Genomic DNA, 25583 nt, shown 5'->3' with positions numbered 1-25583 from the left:
CGCCGTCCCGGCACGGTCCGGACGGGAGGCCCTGGACGACACGGAAGGCTGTTGACGGCATGACGCAGCAGGTCCAAGGGGTCGTGGCCCCCGGCAAGAACCAACCCCTCCGCGTGGAGACGATCCTGGTCCCGGACCCGGGGCCAGGTGAGGCCGTGGTCCGGATCCAGGCCTGCGGGGTCTGCCACACGGACCTCCACTACAAGCAGGGCGGGATCAACGACGACTTCCCGTTCCTGCTCGGCCACGAGGCCGCGGGCACCGTGGAAGCGGTCGGCGCCGGTGTCACCGACGTCGCCCCCGGCGACTTCGTGATCCTCAACTGGCGCGCGGTGTGCGGCCAGTGCCGGGCCTGTCTGCGCGGCAGGCCGCAGTACTGCTTCGACACGCACAACGCGAAGCAGCGGATGACCCTGGCCGACGGGACGGAGCTCACCCCGGCGCTGGGCATCGGTGCCTTCGCCGAGAAGACCCTCGTCGCCTCCGGACAGTGCACCAAGGTCGACCCGGCCGTCTCCCCTGCCGTCGCGGGGCTGCTCGGCTGCGGGGTCATGGCGGGCATCGGCGCCGCGATCAACACAGGACAGGTCGGACGCGGCGACTCCGTCGCGGTCATCGGCTGCGGCGGCGTCGGTGACGCCGCCGTCGTCGGCGCCCGGCTCGCCGGCGCCGCGAAGATCATCGCAGTCGACATCGACGACAAGAAGCTCGCGACCGCCCGGCGGATGGGCGCCACCCACACCGTCAACTCGCGCGCCTCGGACCCGGTCGAGGCCATCCGGGAACTCACCGGCGGCTTCGGCGCGGACGTGGTGATCGAGGCGGTCGGCCGTCCCGAGACGTACCGGCAGGCCTTCTACGCCCGCGATCTGGCGGGGACGGTCGTCCTGGTCGGCGTCCCGACGCCGGAGATGCAGCTGGAGCTGCCGCTGCTCGACGTCTTCGGCCGCGGCGGGTCGCTCAAGTCCTCCTGGTACGGGGACTGCCTGCCCTCCCGCGACTTCCCGATGCTCGTCGACCTGCACCTCCAGGGCCGGATCGACCTCGCCGCCTTCGTCACCGAGACGATCGGTCTCGACGACGTCGAGAAGGCCTTCGGCAGGATGCAGGACGGCGACGTGCTGCGCTCGGTGGTGGAGTTCTGATGGCGGCCCGCATCGACCATCTGGTCACCTCCGGGACGTTCTCGCTCGACGGCGGCACCTGGGACGTCGACAACAACGTCTGGATCGTGGGCGACGACAGCGAGGCGATCGTCATCGACGCCGCTCATGACGCCGGCGCGATCGAAGCGGCCCTGGGCGGCCGTACGCTGCGCGCCATCGTCTGCACGCACGGGCACAACGACCACATCGACGCGGCGCCCGCGCTGGCCGCGACCACCGGGGCGCCCGTCCTCCTGCACCCGGACGACCTGCCGCTGTGGCGGATGACCCACCCCGGCTGCCTCCCGGACGGCGAGCTCAGGGACGGGCAGACCCTGACGGTCGCGGGAACCACCCTGACGGTGCTGCACACGCCGGGCCATGCGCCCGGTGCGGTCTGTCTGCACGCCCCGGACCTGGCCACGGTCTTCACCGGTGACACGCTCTTCCAGGGCGGCCCCGGCGCGACCGGCCGGTCGTTCTCGGACCACCCGACGATCGTCGCGTCCATCCGGGACCGGCTGCTGACACTCGACCCGCAGACCGTGGTCCGCACCGGCCACGGCGATCCGACCACGATCGGCGCCGAGGCCCCCGGCCTGCCGGAGTGGCAGGCGCAGGACAGCTGAACGACCGCGGGGTGCTCCGCAAGCCGTCCCGGCACACCGGAGCACCCCGCGGGTTCAGGACTTGCGGGCGACGCCGACCCAGCCCGGGATGGGCTCGTCGCCGGGGACCGGCACCCGTTCGCCGAGCTCGGGCCGCCACTCGGCGGCCAGTGAGACCCCGGGCTCAAGGAGCTCGAACCCCTCGAAGAAACGGGCCGTCTCCGCACGCGAACGGGGCCGCAGCGTCAGACCGCGGGCCCGGTACATCTCGACGGCCTTCGCGGAGCCCTCCGGATCGAACTCCCCTGTGACGTGCGACAGGACGAGACAACTGCCGGGCGCCAGCGGCCCCATCAGCCGGTCCACCAGCGCGTACGCGTCCTCGTCGGCGACGAAGTGCAGCAGCGCCACCAGCGAGAGGGCGATCGGCCGGTCGAAGTCCAGGAGCTTCCCGGCCGCCTCCAGGATGGTGGAGGGCTCCCGCGCGTCCGCCTGGATGTAGTCGGTCGCGCCCTCGGGGGTGGAGCGCAGCAGCGCCGCCGCGTGCGCGAGCACGATCGGGTCGTTGTCGCAGTAGACGACGCGGGAGTCCGGCGCCGAGCCCTGGGCGACCTGGTGCAGATTGGGTTCGGTCGGTATCCCCGTCCCGACGTCCAGGAACTGACGGATGCCGCTCTCGGCGAGACAGCGGGTCGCCCGGTGCATGAACGCCCGGTTGACCCGCGCCATCTCCCTGCCCCGAGAGTCCAGGGCGAGCAGCTGCTCGGCCATCTGCTGGTCGACCGGATAGTTGTCCTTGCCGCCCAGGAACCAGTCGTACATCCGGGCAGGATGCGGCTTGCTGGTGTCGATCTGGGCGGGCGCGGGATCTGATCCGGTCATGGGCGCTCCAGTCGGTGAAGAAAGTCGACAACGATATCAACGACGACAACGGTGCTGGTCAGGTGAGGAGGAAGTCCGCCTGGCCGGACTTCGCACCCTGGATGAAGGCGGCGATCTCGCCGGTGGAGTAGATGAGTGCGGGGCCTTCAGGGTCTGCGGACTGGCGCACGGCGACCCTGCCGTCGGCCAGTTTCATGGCCTCGATGCAGTTCCCGCCGTTGCCGCCGCTCCACGGCTTGTGCCAGCCCTCGGCGCCGAGGTCCGCGGCAGGCATGCCGTTGTATATGCGATCCATTTACAGCTCCTTGCGGAAATCCTTGAGGATCTCCTTCGTGCGTTGTGCAGTTGCGGCCTGAGCCGCCATGCGGTCCATGACCTCGAGGTGGGCCGCCACCTCGGGGCGCGCGTCCAGATAGACGGCGCCGGTCAGGTACTCGCTGTAGACCATGTCGGGAAGTTCGGGCATGGCAAAACGGAAGAGGACGAAAGGCCCGTAGGTCCCCGGATGGTGACCACCGGAGAACTCCGCTATCTGCAGCGTGACATGCGGCAGCTCGGCGGCGCGCAGCAGCTTGTCGACCTGGCCCCGCATCACGTCGGGGCCGCCCGCGTGCCGCCGCAGCACCGTCTCGTCCATCACGACCCAGAGCGTCGGAGCGTCCGGCCGCGTCAGCAGCGACTGCCGCTCCATCCGCAGCGCGACATGCCGGTCGATGTCCGCGGGGCTGGTCTCGCCCACGGCGCCGCTCAGCATCACCGCGCGCGCGTACTCCTCGGTCTGCAGCACGCCGGGCACGAAGTGCGGCTCGTACTGCCTGATGAGTGACGCCGCGCCCTCCAGGCTGACGTACATACTGAACCAGTCGGGCAGGATCCCGTGGAACCGCTGCCACCAGCCGGGCTGGTTGGCCTCTTCGGTGAGTTCGACGAAGGCGTCGTTCTCGGCGTCGTTGATCCCGTATGCCTTCAGCAGTAACTGCACATAGGGGATCTTCAGCGCCACCTCGGCGGTCTCCATCCGGCGGATGGTTGCCTGGGCGACTCTGAGCACCTTGGCAGCCTGTTCGCGACTCAGACCGGCTCGCTCGCGCAGTTCCTGCAGGCGCTTGCCGAGCACGACCTGGCCAACGGTCGGGGCGGACCGCGGCTCACTCAACTGAGACCTCCATTTGGACAGTTGTCCAGCAGTGTGCCATGCCCGCCCCATCGGTGAAACGGCACTCTGAACTTTGCAAAGTGCCTCTTGCCAAGGTGTCCGTTACGGAGGACAGTGGGCGGGTGACCTTTACGCGACGGGCGCATACCCATGGGGGATGGTGCGCCGGTCGCAGTACCCCCCACCGTAAGGATTTCGGCTGTGGCTCCAGGCACCGCGCTCATCCCCCAGCTCATCGACCAGTGCCCCGGAACTGACGTACGGCGGTACGCGTTCGAATTACCCGCACGCACCGATTCCGTTTCCCGCGCGCGCCGCCTGACCCGCAACCGGCTCGCCTGCTGGGACTTCCCGGAGGAGATCGGCGACACCGCCCTGCTGATCGTCTCCGAACTGGTCACCAACGCGGTCGTCCACACGGCGGGTGACCACATCGCCTGTGAACTGAGGGACGACCGGGGCCAGTTGCGCATCGCGATACAGGACCAGGGCTACGCGGCCTCAGGGCCGCAGCTCTGCCGCTCCCCCCAGGGGGAGCACGGGCGCGGACTGCTGCTCGTCGACGCCCTCAGCAGCGCCTGGGGCGTGCGTGAATCGGCGCACGGGCCAGGCCGCCTGGTCTGGGCGGAGCTGGATCGTCACGCGGGGCCGCCGTGCTGAGGAATGCGCTCGCGCGCGTCCCCACTCTCTCGACACCGCTCGGCTGCGATGCGGTGGGTGTGCCCGAAAGCCACGGTTTCCGGCTGCTGGCCCGGCTGCCCAAGCCCGGCTGCGTCTTCGCCGACGACGACTGGTGGTGGTGGATCGTCCCGGCGGGCTCGGACCACGAACTCGCCTGGCCGGACCGGGTGCGCTACGCCCCCGGCGCGTATGTTCCCGCGGCCCGCCCGCGACTTCTCCACTGGCCGCAGGACTCCCTGCCCTACACCCCGCCGATCCCGCTGTACCTCATGGTGTGTCAGCTCATGGGTGAAGTGCCGGAGTGGGCCTGAGGGTTCACCGCCGGCAGCGGCCCGGGCGGGACAGCCGCGCACCCGCCGGCCCGGGCCGCGCAGTCACGGCCTGAGGGTGACCGCCCGGCCGGGCTTCAGCCGTACCGTGTGGCGCCGGTCCCCGGCCCGCACCTCGGTCGTCGTGCTCACCGTGGAGCGCAGTACCGCGCGGGTGACCTTCCCCGCGCGCCACTCCAGGTCGACGGTGATGCCGCCGCGCGCCCCGACGCCCGTGATCCGGCCCGCCGCCGCCCAGGCACCGGGCAGCGCGGGAAGCAGCTCGATCACCCCCGGCCTGGAGTACACCAGCATCTCGATCATCGCGGTCGGAGTGCCGAAGTTCGCGTCGATCTGCAGGGTGGCGCGTGAGCCCAGGTCGTACATGTCGAAGAGGTTCTGCGACGTGCCGTTGCTGGTGCCGTCCGACGGGGCCATGACCGTACGGACCAGCTGATAGGCCTTGTCGGCGTCCTTGAGCCGTGCCCAGCTCGCCGCGCGCCACGCGCAGCCCCAGCCGAAGCTCGACATGCCGCGCGCCGTGAGCAGATTGCGGGCTCCGGTGACCAGTTCGGCCGGACTCTCGCCGGGTGTGATCCGGTCGCCGGGGAAGAGGCCGATCAGCGGCGACAGATGCCGGTGCGTGGTCTCGCCCAGGTTCTCCGGCGTCATCCACTCCTCCAGCCAGCCGGTCTCCGGGCTGACCCGCGGCAGGTAGAGGCGGGACTGGAGCCCGGCGACGGTCTTCGCGTACCCGGCGTCCCTGGAGAGCAGGGCGGCCGCGGTGCGGTACGAGGCGAAGAGGTCCCGGACGAGTTCCTGGGCGTACGTGATGCCCCTGGCGTCGGTCGGCCCCTGCTCCGGGGACCAGTCGCTGTCGTCGATCAGGACCTGGCGGGAGGCGCCGGTGGCCGGGTCGGTCACGGTGGTGGTCACCAGCCGCGCCTCCCAGAACTCGCAGGCACCCTTGAGCAGCGGGTAGATCTTCTTCAGTTCGGTGCGGTCCTGGGTGTACTCGTAGTGCTGCCAGAGCGAGTTGCAGAGCCAGGCGTTTCCGGCCGGGTGCCACCACCAGCCCATCCCGCCGTGGATGTTGGCGGAGATGGCGGTCGTCCAGCCCGCGACCTTCCCGCTGGAGTTACGGAATCCGTTGCGCGGATCGTTGAAGGCCTTGGCGGTGGTGCGGGTCCAGGAGGGCACCTGGGCGAGGCAGTAGTCCAGGAAGGCGCCGAAGCAGCCGGAGAGCCCGGCCCGGTCGGCCAGCCAGTAGTTCATCTGGACGTTGATATCCGTGTGGTAGTCGCCCATCCAGTCCGGGTCCGTGCGGTCGATCCAGAGGCCCTGGAGATTGAGCGGCACGCTGTCGCGCGAACCGCTGATCATCAGATAGCGGCCGAACTGGAGGTAGGCGGCCTCCAGCTCGGGGTCGGAGGGCGCTCCCTGCGCGCCGAGCGCGGTCAGGCGGGACCAGGTATCGAGCGAACGCTGAGCGCCGCTCGACGTCCCGAGCTCGACCGTCATCCGGTCGTACAGCGGCCGGTAGTCGGCGAGGTGGGTGCTGAGCAGCGCCGGGCCGCCAGCTCCGGCCGCGGCGCGCAGCCGGCCTGCCGCGATGGCGTGCGGGTCGGCGCCGGGGTCCCGGTAGCCGTTCGCGGGGTCCGGTGCGTAGTCCGTACCGCCCGCGATGACCACGAGCACCTCGGAGCAGCCGGCGAAGGCGACATGGGAGCCGTCGGCGGTCACGGTGCCCGCGCGGCCCGTGACGCCGGCGGCAGCCGCGTACGTCAGACCGTTGGGGAGCGCGCCCGTGAACGAGGTGGTGCCGGCGGCGCCGTCCGCGGTGGCCGTCTCGCCGTGCCATCCGGCGAGCGAGAGCGAGCCGGTGTAACTGCCCCCGCCGCTCTGGGTCAGGCGGACGACGACGACCTCGTCGGGGTGGCTGGCATAGACCTCACGCCGGTAGGTGACCCCGTCCAGCAGGTAGGTGACCGTGCTGAGCCCGTTGCTGAGGTCGAGGGTGCGGCGGTAGCCGGTGACGGCGGACAGCTGGTGGTCAGGGAGGTCGACCGACGCCTTCGCGAGGAGCGTGAAGCTGCCGAAGTCGTCCGCTCCGTAAGGGAACTGGCCGTCGCTCTGCAGGGTGTCGTTGAGGCCGCCGGTCCACAGGGTGGCATCGGTGAGGTAGAGCACGTCGTGTGCGGGGTCACCGGTCAGGAGGGCGCCCGTGCGGCCGTTCCCGACCGGCAGCCCCTGCTGGATGATCAGGCTCTCGCTCGCGGGCGCCGGGTACCACAGCTCGGTGGCGGCGGGACCGGGTACGAGAGGGGCGCCGCCCTCCCGGCGGGGCTCGGCGGCAGCAGCGGTGAAGGGGCGGAACCCGCCGAGGGCGAGACCCGCGGCGAGGGTTCCGCCCGCTGCCCCCAGAACGTTTCTGCGCGACGGTGCGGGGTGTTCCGGGGCATGGGTCATCTACCGGTCCCTTCGACGTGGTGTGCCACAGAGGCACCTCGGGAAGCGACGGAAACGTACGATGTCTTCTGAGGGGTGTCAACGCTCCTGACGGGATTCTCCGCTTGAGGGCGGCCGGACGGCACCATGAGATCCGATGTATCTGCCGAGGTGTCCGATGTGCTGCCTGATATCCACCGCCTGATACGCGCCGACGGGGGGCGCCGCGGCCGAGGGCCGGTACGCGCCGTCCGGGGCCGCTGCCGGGGTACGCGCGGGTCACATGACCCGGGTTGCGATCGGCCGGCCGCGGACCGAACAGGCGTCGTCCCTGCCGGTTGTCCCTTCGGGGCCGGGACCGCCGGCGCGGAGGCATCTCCGAAGCCGTGCGATCCGGGGATCCGCGCCCACGCGTCCGGTGAGTGGCCGTGCCGGATGCCGGCCACGCCGCCGGGGTTCCCGGCTGCCGGGGGAAGGTGTGAGGACGCCTCCATGGCCCGGTACGGGCACTCATGCAAGGACGGAGCGCGGGAGCCCTCCGCCCTCCGGGGCGGGCTGACCGGGCCCGTCATCCCTTGTCCGGCAAGGGGAGGCTCCACGCTGCTGGTCGGCCGGCCGGTCACGCCACAGCCCCGGAACGCAGAAAACCCCACATGGAGTGGGGTCTCAGCTGGTGTCCGAGGGGGGACTTGAACCCCCACGCCCGATAAAGGGCACTAGCACCTCAAGCTAGCGCGTCTGCCATTCCGCCACCCGGACAAGGTGTCTGCCGTGCGGCCCTGGGCCGTTCCGACGTGGAAAACCATAGCAAACATCGGGAGGTGCTCGATCACGGGCCCGGGTCTGTGAACCGTGGATGACGGCCGCTCCCCGGGCTTGGGTCCCGGGGGTCGCGAGGGCGAGTATGGGGGAGGGGACCACCAGCAGCGACAGTGGGAGGAATCAGCGTGAGTGAGTCCAGCGGGTCAGGCAGGTCGGGCACGGAACACCGGGTGACCGGTGAGGACGAGGTCGTGGACCTCTGCCGTGACCTGATCCGGATCGACACCAGCAACTACGGCGACCACTCGGGCCCGGGCGAGCGTGCCGCCGCCGAGTACGTGGCGGAGAAGCTCGCCGAGGTCGGTCTCGAACCGCAGATCTTCGAGTCCCACCCGGGGCGGGCGTCCACGGTGGCGCGGATCGAGGGGGAGGACCGCTCCAGGCCCGCGCTCCTCATCCACGGCCACACCGACGTCGTCCCGGCGAACGCCGACGACTGGACCCACCACCCCTTCGCCGGGGAGATCGTGGACGACTGCGTGTGGGGCCGCGGCGCGGTCGACATGAAGGACATGGACGCGATGACCCTCGCGGTCGTGCGCGACAGGCTGCGCAGCGGCCGCAAGCCCCCGCGCGACATCGTGCTTGCCTTCCTCGCCGACGAGGAGGCGGGCGGCACGTACGGCGCACGACACCTCGTGGACAACCACCCGGATCTCTTCGAGGGCGTCACCGAGGCGATCGGCGAGGTCGGCGGCTTCTCCTTCACCGTCAACGAGAACCTGCGGCTGTATCTCGTGGAGACGGCGCAGAAGGGCATGCACTGGATGCGCCTGACGGTCGACGGCACCGCGGGCCACGGCTCGATGACCAACACCGACAACGCCATCACCGAGCTCTGCGAGGCGGTCGGGCGGCTCGGGCGGCACCAGTGGCCGGTACGGGTCACCAAGACCGTGCGGTCCTTCCTCGACGAGCTGTCCGACGCGCTCGGGACCCCGCTGGACCCCGAGGACATGGAGGCGACGCTCGCCAAGCTCGGCGGCATCGCGAAGATGATCGGCGCGACGCTGCGCAACTCGGCGGCGCCCACCATGCTCGGCGCCGGCTACAAGGTCAACGTCATCCCCGGACAGGCCACGGCCCATGTCGACGGGCGCTTCCTGCCCGGTTACGAGGAGGAGTTCCTGACCGACCTCGACAAGCTGCTCGGCCCCCGGGTCAGGCGCGAGGACGTGCACGGCGACAAGGCGCTGGAAACGGGCTTCGACGGGGATCTGGTCGACGCCATGCAGGTCGCGCTGAAGGCCGAGGACCCCATCGCGCGGGCGGTGCCGTACATGCTCTCGGGCGGTACGGATGCCAAGTCCTTCGACGACCTGGGGATCCGCTGCTTCGGGTTCGCACCGCTGAAGCTGCCGCCCGAGCTGGACTTCGCCGGAATGTTCCACGGGGTCGACGAGCGGGTGCCCGTCGACGGCCTGAAGTTCGGGGTACGGGTGCTGGACCGGTTCCTGGACAAGTGCTGAGACGACTGTCCAACTAATCGGCCGTCTGTGCCTATGCCACTGGAAAGAGTGAATAGACCGATCGCTTCGTAGCCCTGCCGGGTTCCCCTCGTTACAGGTGGTGCGGTCCGCAGTCTGGACCGTTTTGCCGACTAGGAGGAACTAATGATCAAGAAGGTCGTCGCTGCTGCGGCAGTCACTGGTGGTCTGGTGCTCGCGGGTGCGGGCATGGCCGTCGCTGACGCGGGCGCGCAGGGTGCCGCTGTGCACTCTCCCGGTGTGCTCTCGGGCAACGTTGTTCAGGTGCCCGTGCACGTGCCGGTGAACCTGTGCGGCAACACGGTCTCCGTGATCGGGCTGCTGAACCCCGCCTTCGGCAACACCTGCGTCAACAAGTGACGTTGTACCTCCGACCCGCGAGGGTCTGAGTCCTGCCGGCCCCGGAGCGCGCGCCATGCGCTCCGGGGCCGGAGGGGCATTCGGCCCATGGGCAACGAAGTCCGCGGGCTTTCCGGAAGGCCAGAAGGCAGGAAACGAACCTATGCGACAGGTCACGAAGAAAGGCCTGATCACCGTTGCGGCCGCGAGCGGAGTGCTCGCCATGAGCGGCGGCTACGCGTACGCAGACGCGTCGGCTGACGGGGCCGCATCGAATTCGCCCGGAGTGCTGTCCGGCAATTCGGTCCAGGTGCCGGTGCACGTGCCGGTGAACGTGTGCGGCAACACCGTCGATGTTGTCGGGCTGCTCAACCCCGCGTTCGGGAACAGGTGCGGCAACGTGTCGTCGGCCAAGCCCGGCTCCGGCACGTCCCACCCCGGACACCCGGGCCAGGGCGGCGGCCACCACAGGATCCCCGGCAGCGGTAACGGCGGAAGCCGGGACTCCGGGAGCCACAGTGGTGGCGGAGCGGTGGCAGAGGGCCACACGGGCGGTTCGCCGGGCGTCCTCTCCGGCAACAACGTGCAGGTCCCGGTCGACGTCCCGGTGAACGCCTGTGGCAACAGCGTCGACGTCGTCGGTCTGCTCAACCCGGTCTTCGGCAACGACTGCGCCAACGTCGAGGGCACCCCGCCGCCGGCCCACGTCCCGCACCACCCGGTCCAGCCGGGGAAGCCCGGTCACCCGGTCAAGCCCGGGACGCCGCGCGGCCACACGCCGAGCACGCCGAAGCCGCATGCCCCGGTCACGCAGACCGTCTCGGTGCCCCCGCGTGCCGAGCAGCTCGCGCACACCGGTTCCGCCCCGCTCGGGCTGATCATCCCGGCGAGCGCCGGGCTGATGCTCGGGGGGATCGTCCTGTACCGGCGGTCCAGGGCAGCCGCGTAACGGGCCGATGAGGCCTTCGCGTACGCACGGAAGGGAGCGGGTCCCGCAGTCGCGGGCCCCGCTCCCTTTTCACCATGTGGCGCGCACCTGGCGAATGATCCGCCGGCGCAGCCGCACTCTGCGGCTGCCGTCCCGGTGCAGAGTCAGTCGGTCCAACTCCCAGTGTCCGTACTCGGCGTGGTCGGTGAGCAGGCGTGTCGTATCCGTGCGGGAGACCCCGCGCGGTACGTACACGTCGACAAATTCGTATTCCGGCATCGCATCTATTGTGCGGGCAGAGGCCCTGTACGGATAGCGTCTGCCCTATGTCTGATGCTGCGCAGCCCACGGCTGCCGAGGTACGCGCCGCCGCCGAGGCGGTCAAAGCCGCGCTGGACCGCCACCTCGACGCGGTCGAAGCCCGTACGGGAGAGGACGACCCGGCCGTCTACAGCGCGTTCAACGCGCTCGCCGCGGCGGCCGAGGCGTACGACGAGAGGCTCTACGACCGGTACGACGAGGTCACCCCCTTCGAGATCCCCGCCGCGGACGACTCGCTGCCGCCGTACGCGGGTCCGGACGACCCGCACGCGGTCACGGTGCTCATCCGCCGTGACTACGCGGTGGCCCAGCCGCAGCGGCTGCTCGGGCAGGCACAGCGCATCGTGGATCTCGGCCCCGAGGCGGAGAGCGGCCCCGGCGCGGGGCCGGTGGTCGGCAGCAGCACACACGCGGCGCTTGGGGTGCTGTTCGGGGAGTACGAACCGGACGAGATCGCCTCCCGGCACAAGGAGTTCGGCCTTGAGGAGGGCGACTCCACGCTCTGGGTCTCGGCCGCGGACGACCTGCCCGAACCGGGGGAGTGGCTGAGCGCGCCGTTCGACCAGGCGGATCCGCAGCAGATCGTCTGCCGCTTCGACGTCAGCTCCGTCTTCGACGACGAGGAACTGCTCGATCACGACGACGACGGCCCGGACGACGAGGACGACGCCGCTGACGAGGCCGCGCACAGCGACCCGGAGGACGAGCGGGTCTGAGTCTGAGCGGCCGGGCCTGTGCTGCCCGGCACGCGGTGTGGCGGGTGGCCGGGGCTCCTGCCCCGGCCACCCGCCCGTACGGCCGGGCTAGACCGCGGGCCGCAGCAGCGTCCGCAGGCGGGTGGTGCGCTGCTGGGCCGGGACTTCGGCCACCGCGTGCGGCAGCGCCTGGTCGACGCCGTGCACCACGGAGAGGTGCTGTTCCGCGCGGCCGAACGCGGTGTAGATCCAGGGCCTGCTCAGCCCGCCCGCCGCGTCACCCGGCAGCACCACGACCACGGCGGGCCACCGCAGCCCGGCGGCCTGGTGCGCGGTGAGCGCCCAGCCGTGCCGCACCGATGCCTCGACCCGCTCCTTCGGCACGACGACGGGCGTGCCGGCGCAGTCCAGACGCAGGCCGTCCGCGTCGGCCGAGACCACCGTGCCGGGCAGGGTCCTGCCGGGCGCCGGGGTGTAGGCGGCGCGGTCGCCGGGGTCGAAGCCGCCGAACCGGCCGGGGCCCGGGTTCAGGCGTTCCTTCAGCGCCGCGTTGAGCGCGCGGGTACCGGCGGCGCCGCCGTGCCCGGGCGTGATGACCTGGGTGTCGGCCACCGGCACCCCGATGGCCCGGGGCACGGAGTCGGCGACGAGCTGGACGGTGCGGTGCACCGCCTCACCGGCCTCCCGGACAGGAACGATCACGACCTCCTTGCCGGGCGCCGCCACCTGGTTGAGCTCGCCGATGCCGATCCCCGAGACCAGCTCGCCGATGGGGCCCGGATCGGGCGTACGGGAGGCCACCTGCGGGCAGGCACGCGCGGCGAGGACATCGGCGAAGACCTGCCCGGCGCCGGCGGAGCCGAGCACCCCGGGGTCACCGCTGAGGACCAGGCGGCTGCCGTCGGCCAGTGATTCCGCCAGCACGGCCGCGGTCTCGACATCCAGCTGCGGGGCGTCGACCACGGCCAGCAGATCGAGGGCCAGGGCCCCTTCGCCGTCCCGTCCCGGCCCCTCCGCACCGGACAGCAGCCCGGACACGGTGACGGCTGCCTCCGGGGCGCCCAGGGCGGCGGCGAGCCGCCGCCTGCCGTCGGGGGTGTGGGCGGCCGCATAGGCCCGCAGGCCCAGGGCGCGCGCCGCCGTGACCACCGCCGCCGGTTCGCCGCGGGCGGCCTCGCCGCCGGTGTGGGCGACCAGTCCGTTGCCCGCGACCGCGCGGATCAGTTCGGCGGCCGAGGGGGACGGGGCATCCGCCGCGGCCTGCTCCCAGTCGGCCGGTTCGCCGCCGGCGGCCGGGCTGCTCGCGTTCACCAGCCGGGCAAGCCCGTCCGCCAGGCTCTCCTCCGCGAGTGCGTACCGGTCGAGACCGAGCAGCACCCGCACGGGGGGCGCGGCTTCGCCCTCGTCCCCGCCGTCCTCGTCCGGTACGGAGGACTCGCCGGGGGCGCTGTCCAGCGCGTCCTGGAAGACCAGCACAGCCCCGTCCGCCACGGCGCTCTGCAAGGCTTCGTCGGGGTCCGGCACGGACCGCTCGGCGAGCGCCGCACGGACCGCGCCGGACTCCAGCGCGGTGTGGCCCTGGAGCGCGGCCCGCTCAAGGAGCCATCCGACCAGCGCGGCGGCCCGCCGCCCGTCACCGGGGCCGCACTCCGCGCCGAGCAGGGCGCGTGCGAAGCCGTCCGCCTGCTCCGGCCGCACCCCGGGGACCGACAGCAGTTGCCAGGGGTCGTCGCGCAGGACGTCGGCCGCCTGCTCGCCGAGCGTCGCGGTGGCGGGTACGGCCAGGGACTCGGGGGCACCGCCCTCGGCCAGGACGGCCCGCACGGTCGAGACGGTCTCCGGCGCCGGGGCGGGGGCAGCGGCGGCCTGCGGGCGCGTTTCGGGCCGGGGCCCGGCCGGAGGAGACGCAGGGCGCCGGGGCTCGGGCGCCGGGGGAGGGAAGTGCGTGGCCGGCGGCGTCTCGCCGCCCTCCACCGCCCGGACGGCGGCGAGCAGATCGGCGGCCCGCCCGCTCAGCTTGGCGCCCGCCTGGATGGGCCCGTCCTTCTCCGCCTTGCGCTGCTCGATCCTGGCCCGCAGCTCACGCTGGGCGGCCAGTTCGGCCTCGGCCTCCGACGGAGCGGGGGCCGGGTCCGCCGCGGACCCCTCCGCGGCTGCTGCCTGCGCTCCCTCCGGAGCGCTCTGCTCCTGCGTTTCCGCTTCCGCCGCCGTCGCGGGCTCCGCCTCCGTCTCCGGTGCGGCGGCGGAAGCGGTCTCGGTCCCGGTGCTGGCCTCGGTGTCGAGGCGATCCGTACTCACAGCTCGGTCCAGTCCTGGTCGGGATAACGGTGAACGGGCTCCGACACATCGTCGAGGGCCCGGCAGATCTCGTCAGGAAGACTAAGCGTCTCCACTGACAATGCCGCCGCGAGCTGCTGCGCGTTGCGCGCGCCGATGATCGGGGCGACCACGCCGGGCCGGTCGCGGACCCAGGCGAGCGCCACCTCAAGCGGGGTGGTCGCGAGGCCGTCCGCCGCCGTGACGACCGCGTCGACGATCCTGCTCGCCGCATCGTCCAGATACGGCTCGACGAAGGGCGCCAGCTGCTCCGAAGCCCCGCGTGAACCGGCCGGGGTCGCATGGCGGTACTTGCCGGTGAGGACCCCGCGCCCGAGTGGCGACGACGGCAGGAGCCCGACCCCCAGGTCGAGCGCCGCAGGCAGCACCTCGCGCTCCACCCCGCGCTGGAGCAGCGAGTACTCCATCTGCGTACTGGCGAGCCGCGTCCTGACCCCTGGTGCGGCGAGCTGCCAGGTGGCCGCCTTGGCCAGCTGCCAGCCGGAGAAGTTGGACAGCCCCGCGTACCGCGCCCGTCCGCTGGAGACCGCGATGTCCAGCGCCTGGAGCGTCTCGTCCAGCGGGGTCTCCGGGTCGAAAGCGTGCACCTGCCAGAGATCCACGTAGTCGGTCCCCAGCCGCTCCAGGGAGGCGTCCAGCGCCGTCAGCAGGTGTCCGCGCGAACCGTCGAACCTGCGGTAGGGGTCGGGGACACTGCCCGCCTTGGTGGCGATGACCAGATCGCTGCGGGGTATCAGCCGTTCGCAGAGCTGCCCGAGCAGGTACTCCGCGTCGCCGTCGCCGTACACGTCGGCCGTGTCGACGAGGGTGCCGCCGGCCTCCCAGAACGCCTTCAGCAGGTCGGCGGCGTCATGCTCGCCGGTACTGCGCCCCCAGGTGAGGGTGCCGAGTCCGATCCGGGATACGCGCAGGCCCGTGCGGCCGAGATGCCTCTGCTCCATGGGCGCTGAGAGTACTGGCCACAGGGCTACTCGGTGGAGGCCTGTGGACAACGGCCCCCTGACGGATGGAGCCACCGCGCGCTAGAGTCCCCGGCACAGAGACGTTACTCATCAGTAAGGGAGCGGTCATGCGGCTCGGAATCAACCTCGGCTACTGGGGTGCCGGGATGGACGGCGACAACCTCGCCGTGGCTCAGGAGGCCGACCGGCTCGGCTACGACGTCTGCTGGGCGGCCGAGGCGTACGGCTCGGACGGCCCCACGGTCCTCTCCTGGGTCGCGGCGCGGACGGAGCGGATCGACGTCGGCTCCGCGATCTTCCAGATCCCCGCCAGGGCGCCCGCGATGACGGCCATGACCGCGGCCACCCTCGACTCGCTCTCCGGCGGCCGGTTCCGGCTCGGCCTCGGCGTCTCGGGCCCGCAGGTCTCCGAGGGCTGGTACGGCGTCAAGTTCGACAAGCCGCTCTCGCGCACCCGTGAGTACGTGGAGATCGTCCGCAAGGCGATGTCCCGCGAGCGTCTGTCGTACGAGGGCGAGCACTGGACGCTGCCGCTCCCCGGCGGCCCCGGAAAGCCCATCAAGCTCACCGTCCACCCGCAGCGCGAGCACATCCCGCTCTACATCGCGGCGATCGGGCCGAAGAACCTGGAGCAGACCGGTGAGATCGCCGACGGCGCTCTGCTGATCTTCCCCTCGGCCGAACACCTGGAGTCCACCGCGATCAGCCCGCTGCGCGCCGGCCGGGAGAAGGCCGGGCTCACGATGGAGGGCTTCGACGTCTGCCCCACCCTGCCGCTCGCGGTGGGCGACGACGTGCAGGCGCTGGCCGACACGTTCCGTCCGTACACCGCGCTGTACGTGGGCGGGATGGGCAGCCGCAAGCAGAACTTCTACAACAGGCTCGCGCAGCGGATGGGGTACGAGAAGGAGGCGGCCGAGATCCAGGACAAGTACCTGGCGGGCGACAGGGACGGTGCGGCTGCCGCCGTCCCGCACGACCTGATCGACCGGACGACGCTGCTCGGATCCGTGGAGCGGATCGCCGACCGGATGCAGGCCTACGCCGCTGCCGGGGTCACCACGCTGACGCTGGCCCCCGCCGGGTTCACCCTCGACGAGCGCGTGGCCGGGCTGCGCGCCGGTACGGAGGCGCTGGAGCGGGCCGGGCTCGCGTAACGGAACCACAGCGGGGGCCCGGGGGCCCGGGGGCCCGGGCCCCCGGGGAGTCCGCGGCCGTGGTGGGGGCTCGGGGGATCCTCCCCGCCACGGCCGTCGTGCTGAACAACGCCCGGCGGGCCGCTCGGTTACGCCCCTGGGCCATGAGGGGGCGTACACCTTTTCGGCCGAACCGGGCAGGGGCACGCATTGCCGGTCATGCGATATCGCATTTGACTCATAACGTCAGGTATCGGCATGGAGGTGGCAGTGATGCTTTCGGCGCGGAGCATTTTCCAGGAGATCGTCGACAGCGACGACGCCTTCCGACTCTTCTGCTCCATCGCGGCCGGGGGAGAGGCGCAGGGCGGCTGGGAGAACGGCCGGATCGCCGCACTCGCGCCGGAGAGCATGAGCGCGCTCGCGCCGAAGATCGCCCGGCACGGAGCCGACGAGGACAAACACGGCCGCATCTTCCGCGCCCTGCTCAAGAAGCGCGGGCTCGACCTCGTCGAGGTGCCGGCGGAGGCCGACTACACGATGCTGCTCGAACGCCGGGGCGTCGGCCTGAGCCACCGGACGCTGCGCTCGGACGAGCGGCTGAGCGAGCGGGACATCGTCGTCTACCTCGCGCACAGCAGAGTCACCGAACAGCGCGCATCGGGGCAGATGAACACCCTGGTCAGGTACTTGGGCGACCAGCCGGACATCGGCCGGGCGATGCGCATGATCTGCCGGGACGAGGACGACCACCTGGCCTACTGCCACGAGGAACTGCTGCGCCTGGCCGCCCGGGGCCACGCCCGCACGATCCACGCCGTCCTGCGGGAGAGCGCGCTGGAGGAGATCCGCGTCTACCGCGAGGTCGGGCTGGCCGTGATGGCCCGGATGGGAGCGCTCCTGGGCTGGCCGCCGGGCAAGTCGGCCCTCCTGGCCGCCGGCATCCACGGGCTGTACGCGTACGAGCGGGCGGGCGGCTGGCGCCGGTCGGTGAGCCTGGCCATGCCCGAGCGGCGCAACGCGCTCGGCGGGCCGGCCACCTCCGCGGCGGCCGAGTTCGCCTGAGCCCGCCCGGGCCGGCCCCGCCGCCGTCCGGTCCCGCGGACGGGTCCGGTGGACGGGCGGCCCCGCCTCAGAGCCAGCCGCGCCGTTTGAATCCCCGGTGGAGCGCGAAGACGATCACGGCCATCACCGCGATCACCACCGGATAGGACCAGGTCCACGTCAGTTCCGGCATGTGCTCGAAGTTCATGCCGTAGATGCCGGCCACCATGGTCGGCACCGCCGCCATCGCCGCCCATGCGGAGATCTTCCGCATGTCGTCGTTCTGCCGGACGCCCATCTGTGCCAGATGCGCGGAGAGGATGTCGGACAGCAGCCGGTCCAGCCCCTCCACCTGCTCGTTGGCGCGGGTCAGGTGGTCGCCCACATCCCGGAAGAACGGCTGCGAGTGTTCGTGCACGAACGGCACCCCCGCGCCCGCGAGCCGGGCCATGGGAGCCGCCAGCGGCCCGGTGGCGCGGCGGAATTCGAGCACCTGGCGCTTGAAGGTGTAGATCCTGGACGCGATGTTCTTCGAGTCGCCGCCGCTGGGCGCGAAGACCTCGGCCTCCAGCTCCTCCAGGTCGGTCTGGAGCTCCGCGGCCACGTCGATGTAGTGGTCCACGACCGTGTCGCTCACCGCGTACAGGATCGCGGTGGGACCGTGCTTGAGCACGTCGTGCTCCTGCTCCAGCCGCTTGCGGACGGCGGCCAGCGGTGCCCCCTCGCCGTGCCGGACCGTCACGACGAAGGAGTCACCGAGGAAGACCATCAGTTCGTCGGTGGTCACGGTGTCGCTGTCGGCGTCGTACATCACCGGCTTCAGGACCATGAACAGGGTCTCGTCGTAGACCTCCAGCTTGGGACGCTGGTGGGCGCGCAGGGCGTCCTCGACGGCCAGCTCATGGAGTTTGAACTCACTTCTGACCAGGTCGAACTCCTGCTGCGACGGCTCGTGCAGACCGACCCAGAGGAAGGCGTTCCCGTCGGCGCGTGCCTCGGCGAGGGCATCGGAGAAGTCCGGGGGCCCCTCGACGCGGCGTCCGTCCCGGTAGATGGCGCAATCGACAATCACGGCGCGCATTCTTCCCTGACCGGGCCGCCCGTGCACGCGCGGGGGCGGAATCCCCGCCGGGACCGGGCCCCACGAGCCGGCCGGCACGCTCTAGGCTGGCGGTCATGGCCACGCTGATTCTTGTACGGCACGGACGGTCCACCGCCAACACCTCCGGGGTGCTCGCGGGACGGACGCCGGGGGTCGCCCTCGACGAGCGCGGCGTCTCGCAGGCCGCCGCGCTCCCCGGCCGGCTGGACGGACTGCCGCTCGCCGCCGTCGTCACCAGCCCGCTGCAGCGCTGCCGGGAGACCGTCGCCCCGCTGCTTGCCGCCCGGCCGGAGCTGAGCCTGCACCCGGACGACCGGATCAGCGAGTGCGACTACGGCGACTGGTCGGGGCGGAAACTCGCCGAGCTGGGCGACGAACCGCTGATGCGGACCGTCCAGCAGCACCCGTCGTCCGCCGCGTTCCCCGGCGGCGAGTCGATGCGCGCCATGCAGGCGCGTGCCGTGGAGGCGGTACGGGAGTGGAACGCGAGGATCGACGCCGAGCACGGCGAGGACGCCGTGTACGCGATGTGCTCGCACGGCGACATCATCAAGTCGGTGATCGCCGACGCCCTCGGGATGCACCTCGACCTGTTCCAGCGGATCCACGTCGACCCGTGTTCCCTCACGGCCATCCGCTACACCGCTGTGCGGCCGTTCGTCCTGCGGCTCGGCGACACCGGTGAGTTCGGCTCGCTGGCGCCGCGTGAGAGCGGCTCGGGATCGGACGCGGCCGTCGGTGGTGGCGCGGGCGCGCCGTGATCGCTCCGCGCAGTAGGGTGGGCGGGCCGTAAACCGGACCACCCCGCAGCCGAACCCCATGGAGATCAGGACGTGTCCCGTCAGGTGTACTTCTACGACCCGCCGGACCGCTTCATTGCCGGTACGGTCGGGCTGCCTGGGCGCCGTACGTTCTTCCTGCAGGCGTCGTCCGGGCCCCGGACCACCAGCGTGGCGCTGGAGAAGACCCAGGTGGCCGCGCTGGCCGAGCGCATCGACGAACTGCTCGACGAAGTGGTGCGCAGGACCGGGGGCAATTCCCCGGTGCCCGCCGTCGCCCCGTCGGAGGCGGGGGACACCGCGCCGCTGGACGCCCCCGTAGAGGAGGAGTTCCGTGTCGGCACGATGGCGCTGGCCTGGGACGGCGACGAGCAGCGCATGATCATCGAGGCTCAGGCCCTCGTCGAACTGGACGCGGACACCGACGAAGACCTCGCGGAGGCCGAGGAACGGCTCCTCCAGGACGACGAGAACGGCCCGCCGATGCTCCGGGTCAGGCTGACCGGAGCGCAGGCCCGGGCCTTCGCCAAGCGCGCGCTCGATGTCGTGAACGCGGGACGGCCGCCGTGCCCCCTGTGCAGCCTGCCGCTCGACCCGGAGGGACACGTATGCCCGCGCCAGAACGGATACCGCAGGGAGGCGTGACGGCCTCCAGGCTCCTCCTGGAGGGGGAGCTGACGGTTCGCGGCCGGGTGCGCGAGGCATCGAACGCGGTGCTCTACTGCTCGGTCGCGCTGGAGGGCCGGGAAGCGGCCTGTGTCTACAAGCCGGTCGCCGGTGAGCGTCCGCTGTGGGACTTCCCCGACGGCACACTCGCCCAGCGCGAGGTCGCGGCCTACGAGGTCTCGGAAGCGACCGGGTGGGGCTTCGTCCCGCCGACGGTGCTGCGCGACGGGCCGTACGGCGAGGGCATGTGCCAGCTGTGGATCGAGTCTGCCGCCGAGCCGTCGCTGCTGGCCCTCGTCGAGGACGAGGAGCCCGCCGACGGCTGGAAGGCCATCGGGTTCGCCGAAGTGGGCGAGGGCCGGACGGCGCTGCTGGTCCACGCCGACGACGAGCGGCTGCGGCGGCTCTCGGTCCTGGACGCGGTGATCAACAACGGCGACCGCAAGGGCGGCCATCTGCTGCCGGCCGGCGAGGGGCGGCTCTACGGCATCGACCACGGAGTCACCTTCAACGCCGACGACAAACTCCGGACGCTGCTGTGGGGGTGGGCGGGTGAACCGCTGACACCCGAGACGGCCGGTGTGCTGGACGGGCTGGCAGAGGCGCTGGCACCCGGCACAGGGCTCACGGTGCGGCTGGAGGCCCTGATCACCGGGGCGGAGCTGGCGGCGCTGCGGGGGCGCGTGGAAGCGCTGCGCCTGGCCGGACGGCACCCCGTTCCGAGCGGTGACTGGCCGGCGATTCCCTGGCCCCCGGTGTAGGCGTACGGGGCTGCGGCCCCGGTTACCACGTGGGCAGGCGACCGGTGCAAGAGGGTCTATTCGGCCAACGTCACTACTCCGGTTCGTTCCCTGAACTGACGTCCGGTTACGCTCGTGTCATGCATGCCTGGCCCGCTTCTGAGGTTCCCGCCCTGCCCGGCAAGGGCGCCGACCTCCAGATCCACTCCACCGCGACCGGCGGACGAGTCACCCTCGACCCCGGCCCCGTCGCCCGCATCTACGTGTGCGGCATCACGCCGTACGACGCGACCCACATCGGTCATGCGGCGACCTACAACGCGTTCGACCTCGTTCAGCGCGTGTGGCTCGACACCAAGCGGCAGGTCCACTACGTCCAGAACGTGACCGACGTGGACGATCCGCTGCTGGAGCGGGCCGTCCGCGACGGCGAGGACTGGACCGAGCTCGCGGAGCGCGAGACGGCGCTCTTCCGCGAGGACATGACCGCGCTGCGGATGCTCCCGCCGAAGCACTACATCGGAGCGGTCGAGGCCATCCCCCGCATCGTGCCGCTCGTCGAGCGGCTGCGGGACTGCGGCGCGGCCTACGACCTCGACGGCGACGTCTACTTCTCCGTGGAGAGCGACACCCACTTCGGTGAGGTGTCGAACCTGGACGGCGAGGCGATGCGCCTGCTCTCCGCCGAGCGGGGCGGAGACCCCGAGCGGCCCGGCAAGAAGAACCCGCTAGACCCGATGCTGTGGCTGGGCGCGCGTGAGGGCGAGCCCAGCTGGGACGGCGGTTCACTCGGCCGCGGCAGGCCCGGCTGGCACATCGAGTGCGTGGCCATCGCCCTCGAACACCTCGGGATGGGCTTCGACGTCCAGGGCGGCGGTTCCGACCTCGCCTTCCCGCACCACGAGATGGGCGCGTCGCACGCCCAGGTGCTGACCGGTGAGCACCCGTTCGCCCAGGCCTATGTGCACGCGGGCATGGTCGCCCTGGACGGCGAGAAGATGTCCAAGTCCAAGGGCAATCTCGTCTTCGTCTCGAAGCTGCGCCAGGACGGCGTGGACCCGGCCGCGATCCGGCTCGCCCTGCTGGCCCACCACTACCGCTCGGACTGGGAGTGGACGGACCAGGTCCTCCAGGAGGCCGTGGAGCGGCTCGGACGCTGGCGCGCCGCTGTCTCCCGGCCTGACGGGCCGTCCGCCGACGCCCTGGTCGAGGAGGTCAGGCAGGCGCTCGCCGACGACCTCGACGCACCTGCCGCGCTGCGTGCCGTGGACCGCTGGGCCGCGCTCCAGGAGTCGGACGGCGGTACGGACGAGGGCGCACCGGGTCTGGTGTCGCGTGCGGCCGACGCCCTGCTCGGGGTGGCCCTCTAGGGAGAAGGCCCGCGGTACCGGAGGCCTCGCCTCCCCGCGGGCCCCGTCCTGCGGCAGGCCCCCGCTTCCGCCGTCGCCCCCGGACTCCTGAGGAGTCCGGGGGCGACCGACTTCCACCGGGGGTGCCTGCCCTCAGGTGTCACTCCCCGGGAGAGTCCTCCGGGCCGTCCTCGTCGTCCGCGGGACCGCTGCCGCCCGGCTCCTTGCCGCTGCCCGGTTCGGGCCGCTGCGGTTTCGGGGGCCTGGACCGGCTGCCCGGGGCGTCCCGCAGATAGCTGCTGCCCTCGCCGCCGTCCGTGGCGTGCCCGCCTGCCTGGCCGGGACCGGCGCCGGGCCCGCCGTCACGGCGCCGCAGATACCGTTCGAACTCCCGGGCGATGGCCTCGCCCGATGCCTCCGGGAGCTCGGCGGTGTCGCGTGCCTCCTCCAGCGTCTGGACGTACTCCGCCACCTCGCTGTCCTCGGCGGCCAGCTGGTCCACCCCGACCTGCCACGCGCGGGCGTCCTCGGGGAGCTCACCCAGCGGGATCCGCAGGTCGATGAGGTCCTCCAGCCGGTTCAGCAGGGCGAGCGTGGCCTTGGGGTTGGGCGGCTGGGACACGTAGTGCGGGACGGCGGCCCACAGGCTCACCGCGGGCACACCGGCGTGCGTGCACGCCTCCTGGAGGATGCCGACGATGCCCGTCGGGCCCTCGTACCGCGTCTCCTCCAGATCCATCGTCCTGGCCAGGTCCGCGTCCGATGTGACCCCGCTGACCGGTACGGGCCGGGTGTGCGGGGTGTCGCCCAGCAGCGCGCCCAGGATCACCACCATCTCGACGCCCAGCTCGTGGGCGAAACCGAGGATCTCGTTGCAGAACGAGCGCCAGCGCATGGACGGTTCGATCCCGCGGACCAGCACCAGGTCACGGGGTTTGTCGCCGGTCACCCGGATCACGGAGAGCCGGGTCGTGGGCCAAGTGACCTTGCGTACCCCGCCGTCCAGCCACACCGTCGGCCGGTTGACCTGGAAGTCGTAGTAGTCCTCGGCGTCGAGCGCCGCGAACACCTCGCCCTTCCACTCCCGGTCCAGGTGGGCGACCGCGGTGGAGGCTGCGTCGCCGGCGTCGTTCCAGCCCTCGAACGCGGCCACCATGACCGGGTCGATCAGCTCGGGAACCCCCTCGAGCTCGATCACCCAGTGCCTCCCTCCGAAGTTCTTCTCTTACGCACCAACCTTACGGCTTCCCGGGTACCCCGACGCAGCCCTTGTGCACGCCCCCCGTTCCTTGCCGCGCCCCTCCCCGGCAGCTGGACAGGCCGTCCGGAAAGTCTGCCCCTATCGGACCGATTCATCCGAGCTGTACCCGCAAATTTCGTCCCGCCCCTGGACGGTGCGGCATGTGCGGGGCTATACATCGGATGACAAATTAAAGGTCCGATGTTCTTACCAAGGGAGTGTGGATGAGTCCGACCGTCACGGGGTTCGAGGTCCACGACATCCGATTCCCCACCTCGGAACAGCTCGACGGCTCGGACGCCATGAACCCGGACCCCGACTACTCGGCGGCCTACGTGGTGCTCAGCACCGACGCACCGGACGGCGTCGCGGGACATGGCTTCTGTTTCACCATCGGGCGCGGCAACGAAGTCGTCGCCGCCGCCATCGAAGCGCTGCGACCCTATGTGGAGGGGCGCCCCGCGCCGCTGACCGCCGCCGGGCTCGCGGCGCTCCACCGCGACCTCACCCACGACTCGCAGCTGCGCTGGCTCGGCCCCGAGAAGGGGGTGATGCACATGGCGGCGGGCGCCGTCATCAACGCCGCCTGGGACCTGGCGGCCACCGTGGCGGGCAAGCCGGTCTGGGAGTTCCTGGCCGGGATGACACCGGAGGAGCTCGTCTCCCTCGTCGACTTTCGCTACCTGACCGACGCTCTCACCCCCGGCGAGGCCCTCGGTATCCTGCGCGCCGCCGAACCCGGCCGCGCCGAACGGTCCGCGCTGCTGCGCGCCGACGGCTATCCCGCGTACACCACGTCGCCCGGCTGGCTCGGCTACTCCGACGAGAAGCTGGTACGGCTCGCCAAGGAGGCGGTCGCGGCCGGCTTCGGGCAGATCAAGCTGAAGGTCGGCGCCGACCTCGGGGACGACGTCCGCAGGATGAAGCTGGCCCGCGCGACCGTCGGACCGGACATCCGGGTCGCGGTGGACGCCAACCAGCGCTGGGACGTCGCGGAGGCGCTGCGGTGGATGGAGGCACTCGCCCCCTGCGACCCGCACTGGATCGAGGAGCCGACCAGCCCCGACGACATCCTCGGCCACGCGGCGGTCAGATCGGGGCAGCCGGTGAAGGTCGCCACCGGCGAGCACGTCGCCAACCGGGTCGTCTTCAAGCAGCTGCTCCAGGCCGGCGCCGTCGACTTCGTCCAGATCGACGCCGCGCGGGTCGCCGGGGTCAACGAGAACCTCGCGATCCTGCTGCTCGCGGCCAAGTTCGGCGTCCCGGTCTGCCCGCACGCGGGCGGCGTCGGACTGTGCGAACTGGTCCAGCACCTGGCGATGTTCGACTACGTCGCCGTCTCCGGCAGCCAGGACGACCGTGTCATCGAGTACGTGGACCACCTGCACGAACACTTCACCGACCCCGTGGTGATCGAGGACGGACGCTACCTGGCGCCCCGCGCACCGGGCTTCTCCGCACGTATGCACCCCGCTTCCCTCGCCGCACACCGCTATCCCGACGGGCCCGTCTGGCAGGCCCGCCGTACCACCGAGGAGGTCAACTCGTGACCACTGCACGCGACTTCGAAGGGCTCGGCGCCCTGGTCACCGGCGGAGCTTCAGGCATCGGAGCCGCCATCGCCACCGAGCTGCTCGCCCGGGGCGCCCGGGTCGCCGTACTCGACCGCGAGACCAAGGGGGCGCCGGACGGCACCCTCGCGCTCACGGCGGACGTCACCGACGACGGCGCGGTGCGGGAGGCGGTCGACGCGGCAGCGGCGGCATGCGGCGCGCTGCACACCGTGGTCTCCAACGCGGGCATCGGCGCCGTCGGCACGGTGGCCGACAACACCGACGAGGAGTGGCAGCGGGTCCTGGACATCAACGTCCTCGGCATGGTCCGCACCGCCCGCCACGCGCTGCCGCATCTGCGCCGTTCCGCCGCCGACCGCCCGGGATGCGTCTCCGTCACCCACACCTGCTCCATCGCGGCGACCGCCGGGCTGCCGCAGCGCGCCCTCTACAGCGCCAGCAAAGGCGCGGTCCTCGCACTGACCCTGGCCATGGCGGCGGACCACGTCCGCGAGGGGATCCGGGTCAACTGCGTCAACCCCGGCACAGCGGACACCCCGTGGGTCGGGCGGCTGCTCGGCCAGGCGGACGACCCGGAGGCCGAGCGCGCGGCGCTCAACGCCCGCCAGCCCACCGGCCGGCTGGTCACGGCCGGGGAGGTGGCGGCGGCCGTCCTCTACCTGGCGAGCCCCGCGGCGGCGGCGGTGACCGGGACGTCGCTCGCGGTCGACGGCGGAATGCAGGGACTGCGCCTGCGCCCCGCCGCCGGCTGAGACGCACACCGGGCACAACGCACCGAAGCACACGCACGGAACCGGCCGGCCGGGCACAAGCGCCGGGAGAACGGTCCGCGCA

General features: G+C 71.7%; 25 protein-coding genes and 1 tRNA gene. 16 read left to right on the top strand and 10 right to left on the bottom strand.

Annotation, left to right across the window (positions count from 1 at the left end):
* Nucleotides 1-59: 59 nt before the first annotated feature.
* Entirely contained in the window at nucleotides 60-1145 is a 1086-nt protein-coding gene (locus tag OG917_RS06840) for an S-(hydroxymethyl)mycothiol dehydrogenase (protein ID WP_328316638.1), read from the top strand.
* The gene (locus OG917_RS06835) at nucleotides 1145-1774 is read left to right on the top strand and encodes an MBL fold metallo-hydrolase (RefSeq protein ID WP_328316637.1); all 630 of its coding nucleotides are present in this window, start codon (nucleotides 1145-1147) and stop codon (nucleotides 1772-1774) included. Before OG917_RS06840 ends, OG917_RS06835 begins: the two co-directional genes overlap by 1 nt.
* A 54-nt stretch (nucleotides 1775-1828) precedes the next feature.
* On the opposite strand, the gene OG917_RS06830 is transcribed toward OG917_RS06835, so the two are convergent.
* From OG917_RS06830 to OG917_RS06820, 3 genes are read right to left on the bottom strand one after another with little or no spacing between them, the layout of a single operon-like run.
* A complete protein-coding gene (locus OG917_RS06830) occupies nucleotides 1829-2635 on the bottom strand; it encodes an SAM-dependent methyltransferase (protein WP_328316636.1) in 807 nt (268 codons plus the stop codon).
* Nucleotides 2636-2693: 58 nt separating this feature from the next.
* Nucleotides 2694-2930 carry a DUF397 domain-containing protein gene (locus tag OG917_RS06825; protein ID WP_328316635.1) on the bottom strand — a complete coding sequence of 79 codons (237 nt, stop codon included), beginning with the start codon at nucleotides 2928-2930 and terminating at the stop codon, nucleotides 2694-2696.
* Nucleotides 2931-3791, bottom strand: a complete 861-nt coding sequence (locus OG917_RS06820) for a helix-turn-helix domain-containing protein (RefSeq protein ID WP_328316634.1) — start codon at nucleotides 3789-3791, stop codon at nucleotides 2931-2933. It lies immediately after the preceding gene.
* Nucleotides 3792-3992: 201 nt separating this feature from the next.
* On the opposite strand from OG917_RS06820, the gene OG917_RS06815 reads away from it, so the two are divergent.
* Nucleotides 3993-4451, top strand: coding sequence for an ATP-binding protein (locus OG917_RS06815; RefSeq protein WP_328316633.1), 459 nt, complete (start codon nucleotides 3993-3995; stop codon nucleotides 4449-4451).
* Nucleotides 4412-4783, top strand: coding sequence for a hypothetical protein (locus OG917_RS06810; protein WP_443059061.1), 372 nt, complete (start codon nucleotides 4412-4414; stop codon nucleotides 4781-4783). The genes OG917_RS06815 and OG917_RS06810 overlap by 40 nt, the downstream gene beginning before the upstream one ends.
* 63 nt (nucleotides 4784-4846) lie before the next feature.
* Here OG917_RS06810 and OG917_RS06805 read toward each other — a convergent pair whose 3' ends face one another.
* Nucleotides 4847-7249: a glycosyl hydrolase family 95 catalytic domain-containing protein gene (locus OG917_RS06805; protein ID WP_328316631.1), complete on the bottom strand. Its 2403-nt coding sequence runs from the start codon at nucleotides 7247-7249 to the stop codon at nucleotides 4847-4849.
* A 650-nt stretch (nucleotides 7250-7899) separates the two neighbouring features.
* Nucleotides 7900-7987 (bottom strand) — tRNA-Leu (locus OG917_RS06800).
* 188 nt (nucleotides 7988-8175) lie between these two features.
* On the opposite strand from OG917_RS06800, the gene OG917_RS06795 reads away from it, so the two are divergent.
* From OG917_RS06795 to OG917_RS06785, 3 genes are all read left to right on the top strand, one after another.
* A complete protein-coding gene (locus tag OG917_RS06795; protein WP_328316630.1) occupies nucleotides 8176-9519 on the top strand; it encodes a M20/M25/M40 family metallo-hydrolase in 1344 nt (447 codons plus the stop codon).
* Between the two features lie 144 nt (nucleotides 9520-9663).
* Nucleotides 9664-9897, top strand: coding sequence for a chaplin ChpH (gene chpH / locus OG917_RS06790; protein ID WP_328316629.1), 234 nt, complete (start codon nucleotides 9664-9666; stop codon nucleotides 9895-9897).
* 142 nt (nucleotides 9898-10039) lie between these two features.
* Nucleotides 10040-10825, top strand: coding sequence for a chaplin family protein (locus OG917_RS06785; RefSeq protein ID WP_328316628.1), 786 nt, complete (start codon nucleotides 10040-10042; stop codon nucleotides 10823-10825).
* 69 nt (nucleotides 10826-10894) lie between these two features.
* Here OG917_RS06785 and OG917_RS06780 read toward each other — a convergent pair whose 3' ends face one another.
* Nucleotides 10895-11083, bottom strand: coding sequence for a DUF5703 family protein (locus OG917_RS06780; RefSeq protein ID WP_164265516.1), 189 nt, complete (start codon nucleotides 11081-11083; stop codon nucleotides 10895-10897).
* A 47-nt stretch (nucleotides 11084-11130) separates the two neighbouring features.
* Between OG917_RS06780 and OG917_RS06775 the strand changes: the two genes are divergently transcribed.
* Nucleotides 11131-11841, top strand: a complete 711-nt coding sequence (locus OG917_RS06775) for a hypothetical protein (RefSeq protein WP_328316627.1) — start codon at nucleotides 11131-11133, stop codon at nucleotides 11839-11841.
* Between the two features lie 87 nt (nucleotides 11842-11928).
* Here OG917_RS06775 and OG917_RS06770 read toward each other — a convergent pair whose 3' ends face one another.
* Together OG917_RS06770 and OG917_RS06765 are read right to left on the bottom strand one after the other, a co-directional pair.
* Nucleotides 11929-14118, bottom strand: a complete 2190-nt coding sequence (locus OG917_RS06770; RefSeq protein ID WP_328316626.1) for an ATP-dependent RecD-like DNA helicase — start codon at nucleotides 14116-14118, stop codon at nucleotides 11929-11931.
* Complete coding sequence (locus OG917_RS06765; protein ID WP_328316625.1) at nucleotides 14115-15098, bottom strand: aldo/keto reductase; 984 nt, start codon at nucleotides 15096-15098, stop codon at nucleotides 14115-14117. The genes OG917_RS06770 and OG917_RS06765 overlap by 4 nt, the downstream gene beginning before the upstream one ends.
* A 128-nt stretch (nucleotides 15099-15226) precedes the next feature.
* Here OG917_RS06765 and OG917_RS06760 point away from each other — a divergent pair, with 128 nt between their 5' ends.
* On the top strand, nucleotides 15227-16276 hold the full coding sequence (locus tag OG917_RS06760) for an LLM class F420-dependent oxidoreductase (protein WP_328316624.1): 1050 nt from the start codon (nucleotides 15227-15229) through the stop codon (nucleotides 16274-16276).
* Between the two features lie 252 nt (nucleotides 16277-16528).
* A complete protein-coding gene (locus tag OG917_RS06755) occupies nucleotides 16529-17320 on the top strand; it encodes a ferritin-like domain-containing protein (protein ID WP_328321697.1) in 792 nt (263 codons plus the stop codon).
* A 67-nt stretch (nucleotides 17321-17387) separates the two neighbouring features.
* Here the strand turns inward: OG917_RS06755 and corA are convergent, their stop codons facing one another.
* Nucleotides 17388-18380 (bottom strand): magnesium/cobalt transporter CorA, encoded by a 993-nt coding sequence (gene corA, locus OG917_RS06750; protein ID WP_328316623.1) that lies wholly within the window; start codon nucleotides 18378-18380, stop codon nucleotides 17388-17390.
* Between the two features lie 95 nt (nucleotides 18381-18475).
* Between corA and OG917_RS06745 the strand changes: the two genes are divergently transcribed.
* From OG917_RS06745 to mshC, 4 genes are all read left to right on the top strand, one after another.
* Entirely contained in the window at nucleotides 18476-19162 is a 687-nt protein-coding gene (locus tag OG917_RS06745; protein ID WP_328316622.1) for a histidine phosphatase family protein, read from the top strand.
* Nucleotides 19163-19234: 72 nt separating this feature from the next.
* Nucleotides 19235-19825 (top strand): DUF3090 domain-containing protein, encoded by a 591-nt coding sequence (locus tag OG917_RS06740; protein ID WP_328316621.1) that lies wholly within the window; start codon nucleotides 19235-19237, stop codon nucleotides 19823-19825.
* Nucleotides 19789-20607, top strand: coding sequence for an SCO1664 family protein (locus tag OG917_RS06735; RefSeq protein WP_328316620.1), 819 nt, complete (start codon nucleotides 19789-19791; stop codon nucleotides 20605-20607). Before OG917_RS06740 ends, OG917_RS06735 begins: the two co-directional genes overlap by 37 nt.
* Before the next feature lie 119 nt (nucleotides 20608-20726).
* Entirely contained in the window at nucleotides 20727-21956 is a 1230-nt protein-coding gene (gene mshC, locus OG917_RS06730) for a cysteine--1-D-myo-inosityl 2-amino-2-deoxy-alpha-D-glucopyranoside ligase (RefSeq protein WP_328316619.1), read from the top strand.
* A gap of 139 nt (nucleotides 21957-22095) precedes the next feature.
* Here the strand turns inward: mshC and OG917_RS06725 are convergent, their stop codons facing one another.
* Nucleotides 22096-23133 (bottom strand): PAC2 family protein, encoded by a 1038-nt coding sequence (locus OG917_RS06725; protein ID WP_328316618.1) that lies wholly within the window; start codon nucleotides 23131-23133, stop codon nucleotides 22096-22098.
* A gap of 266 nt (nucleotides 23134-23399) precedes the next feature.
* Here OG917_RS06725 and OG917_RS06720 point away from each other — a divergent pair, with 266 nt between their 5' ends.
* A complete protein-coding gene (locus OG917_RS06720; RefSeq protein ID WP_328316617.1) occupies nucleotides 23400-24725 on the top strand; it encodes an enolase C-terminal domain-like protein in 1326 nt (441 codons plus the stop codon).
* A complete protein-coding gene (locus OG917_RS06715) occupies nucleotides 24722-25501 on the top strand; it encodes an SDR family NAD(P)-dependent oxidoreductase (RefSeq protein ID WP_328316616.1) in 780 nt (259 codons plus the stop codon). The genes OG917_RS06720 and OG917_RS06715 overlap by 4 nt, the downstream gene beginning before the upstream one ends.
* Nucleotides 25502-25583: the final 82 nt, after the last annotated feature.

This window comes from Streptomyces sp. NBC_00388, from assembly GCF_036061255.1.
GTDB lineage: Bacteria > Actinomycetota > Actinomycetes > Streptomycetales > Streptomycetaceae > Streptomyces.
The sequence above is the reverse complement of the archived record's forward strand: the minus strand, read 5'-3'. Positions and strand labels throughout refer to the sequence as shown.

Bases quoted from the DNA above. Each gene is read 5' to 3' on its own strand.
- OG917_RS06830 (WP_328316636.1), bottom strand. From the start codon at position 2,635: ATGACCGGATCAGATCCCGCGCCCGCCCAGATCGACACCAGCAAGCCG.
- OG917_RS06760 (WP_328316624.1), top strand. From the start codon at position 15,227: ATGCGGCTCGGAATCAACCTCGGCTACTGGGGTGCCGGGATGGACGGC.
- mshC (WP_328316619.1), top strand. From the start codon at position 20,727: ATGCATGCCTGGCCCGCTTCTGAGGTTCCCGCCCTGCCCGGCAAGGGC.
- OG917_RS06825 (WP_328316635.1), bottom strand. From the start codon at position 2,930: ATGGATCGCATATACAACGGCATGCCTGCCGCGGACCTCGGCGCCGAG.
- OG917_RS06720 (WP_328316617.1), top strand. From the start codon at position 23,400: ATGAGTCCGACCGTCACGGGGTTCGAGGTCCACGACATCCGATTCCCC.
- OG917_RS06745 (WP_328316622.1), top strand. From the start codon at position 18,476: ATGGCCACGCTGATTCTTGTACGGCACGGACGGTCCACCGCCAACACC.
- OG917_RS06835 (WP_328316637.1), top strand. From the start codon at position 1,145: ATGGCGGCCCGCATCGACCATCTGGTCACCTCCGGGACGTTCTCGCTC.
- OG917_RS06735 (WP_328316620.1), top strand. From the start codon at position 19,789: ATGCCCGCGCCAGAACGGATACCGCAGGGAGGCGTGACGGCCTCCAGG.
- OG917_RS06775 (WP_328316627.1), top strand. From the start codon at position 11,131: ATGTCTGATGCTGCGCAGCCCACGGCTGCCGAGGTACGCGCCGCCGCC.
- OG917_RS06765 (WP_328316625.1), bottom strand. From the start codon at position 15,098: ATGGAGCAGAGGCATCTCGGCCGCACGGGCCTGCGCGTATCCCGGATC.
- corA (WP_328316623.1), bottom strand. From the start codon at position 18,380: ATGCGCGCCGTGATTGTCGATTGCGCCATCTACCGGGACGGACGCCGC.
- chpH (WP_328316629.1), top strand. From the start codon at position 9,664: ATGATCAAGAAGGTCGTCGCTGCTGCGGCAGTCACTGGTGGTCTGGTG.
- OG917_RS06780 (WP_164265516.1), bottom strand. From the start codon at position 11,083: ATGCCGGAATACGAATTTGTCGACGTGTACGTACCGCGCGGGGTCTCC.
- OG917_RS06840 (WP_328316638.1), top strand. From the start codon at position 60: ATGACGCAGCAGGTCCAAGGGGTCGTGGCCCCCGGCAAGAACCAACCC.
- OG917_RS06785 (WP_328316628.1), top strand. From the start codon at position 10,040: ATGCGACAGGTCACGAAGAAAGGCCTGATCACCGTTGCGGCCGCGAGC.
- OG917_RS06805 (WP_328316631.1), bottom strand. From the start codon at position 7,249: ATGACCCATGCCCCGGAACACCCCGCACCGTCGCGCAGAAACGTTCTG.
- OG917_RS06755 (WP_328321697.1), top strand. From the start codon at position 16,529: ATGCTTTCGGCGCGGAGCATTTTCCAGGAGATCGTCGACAGCGACGAC.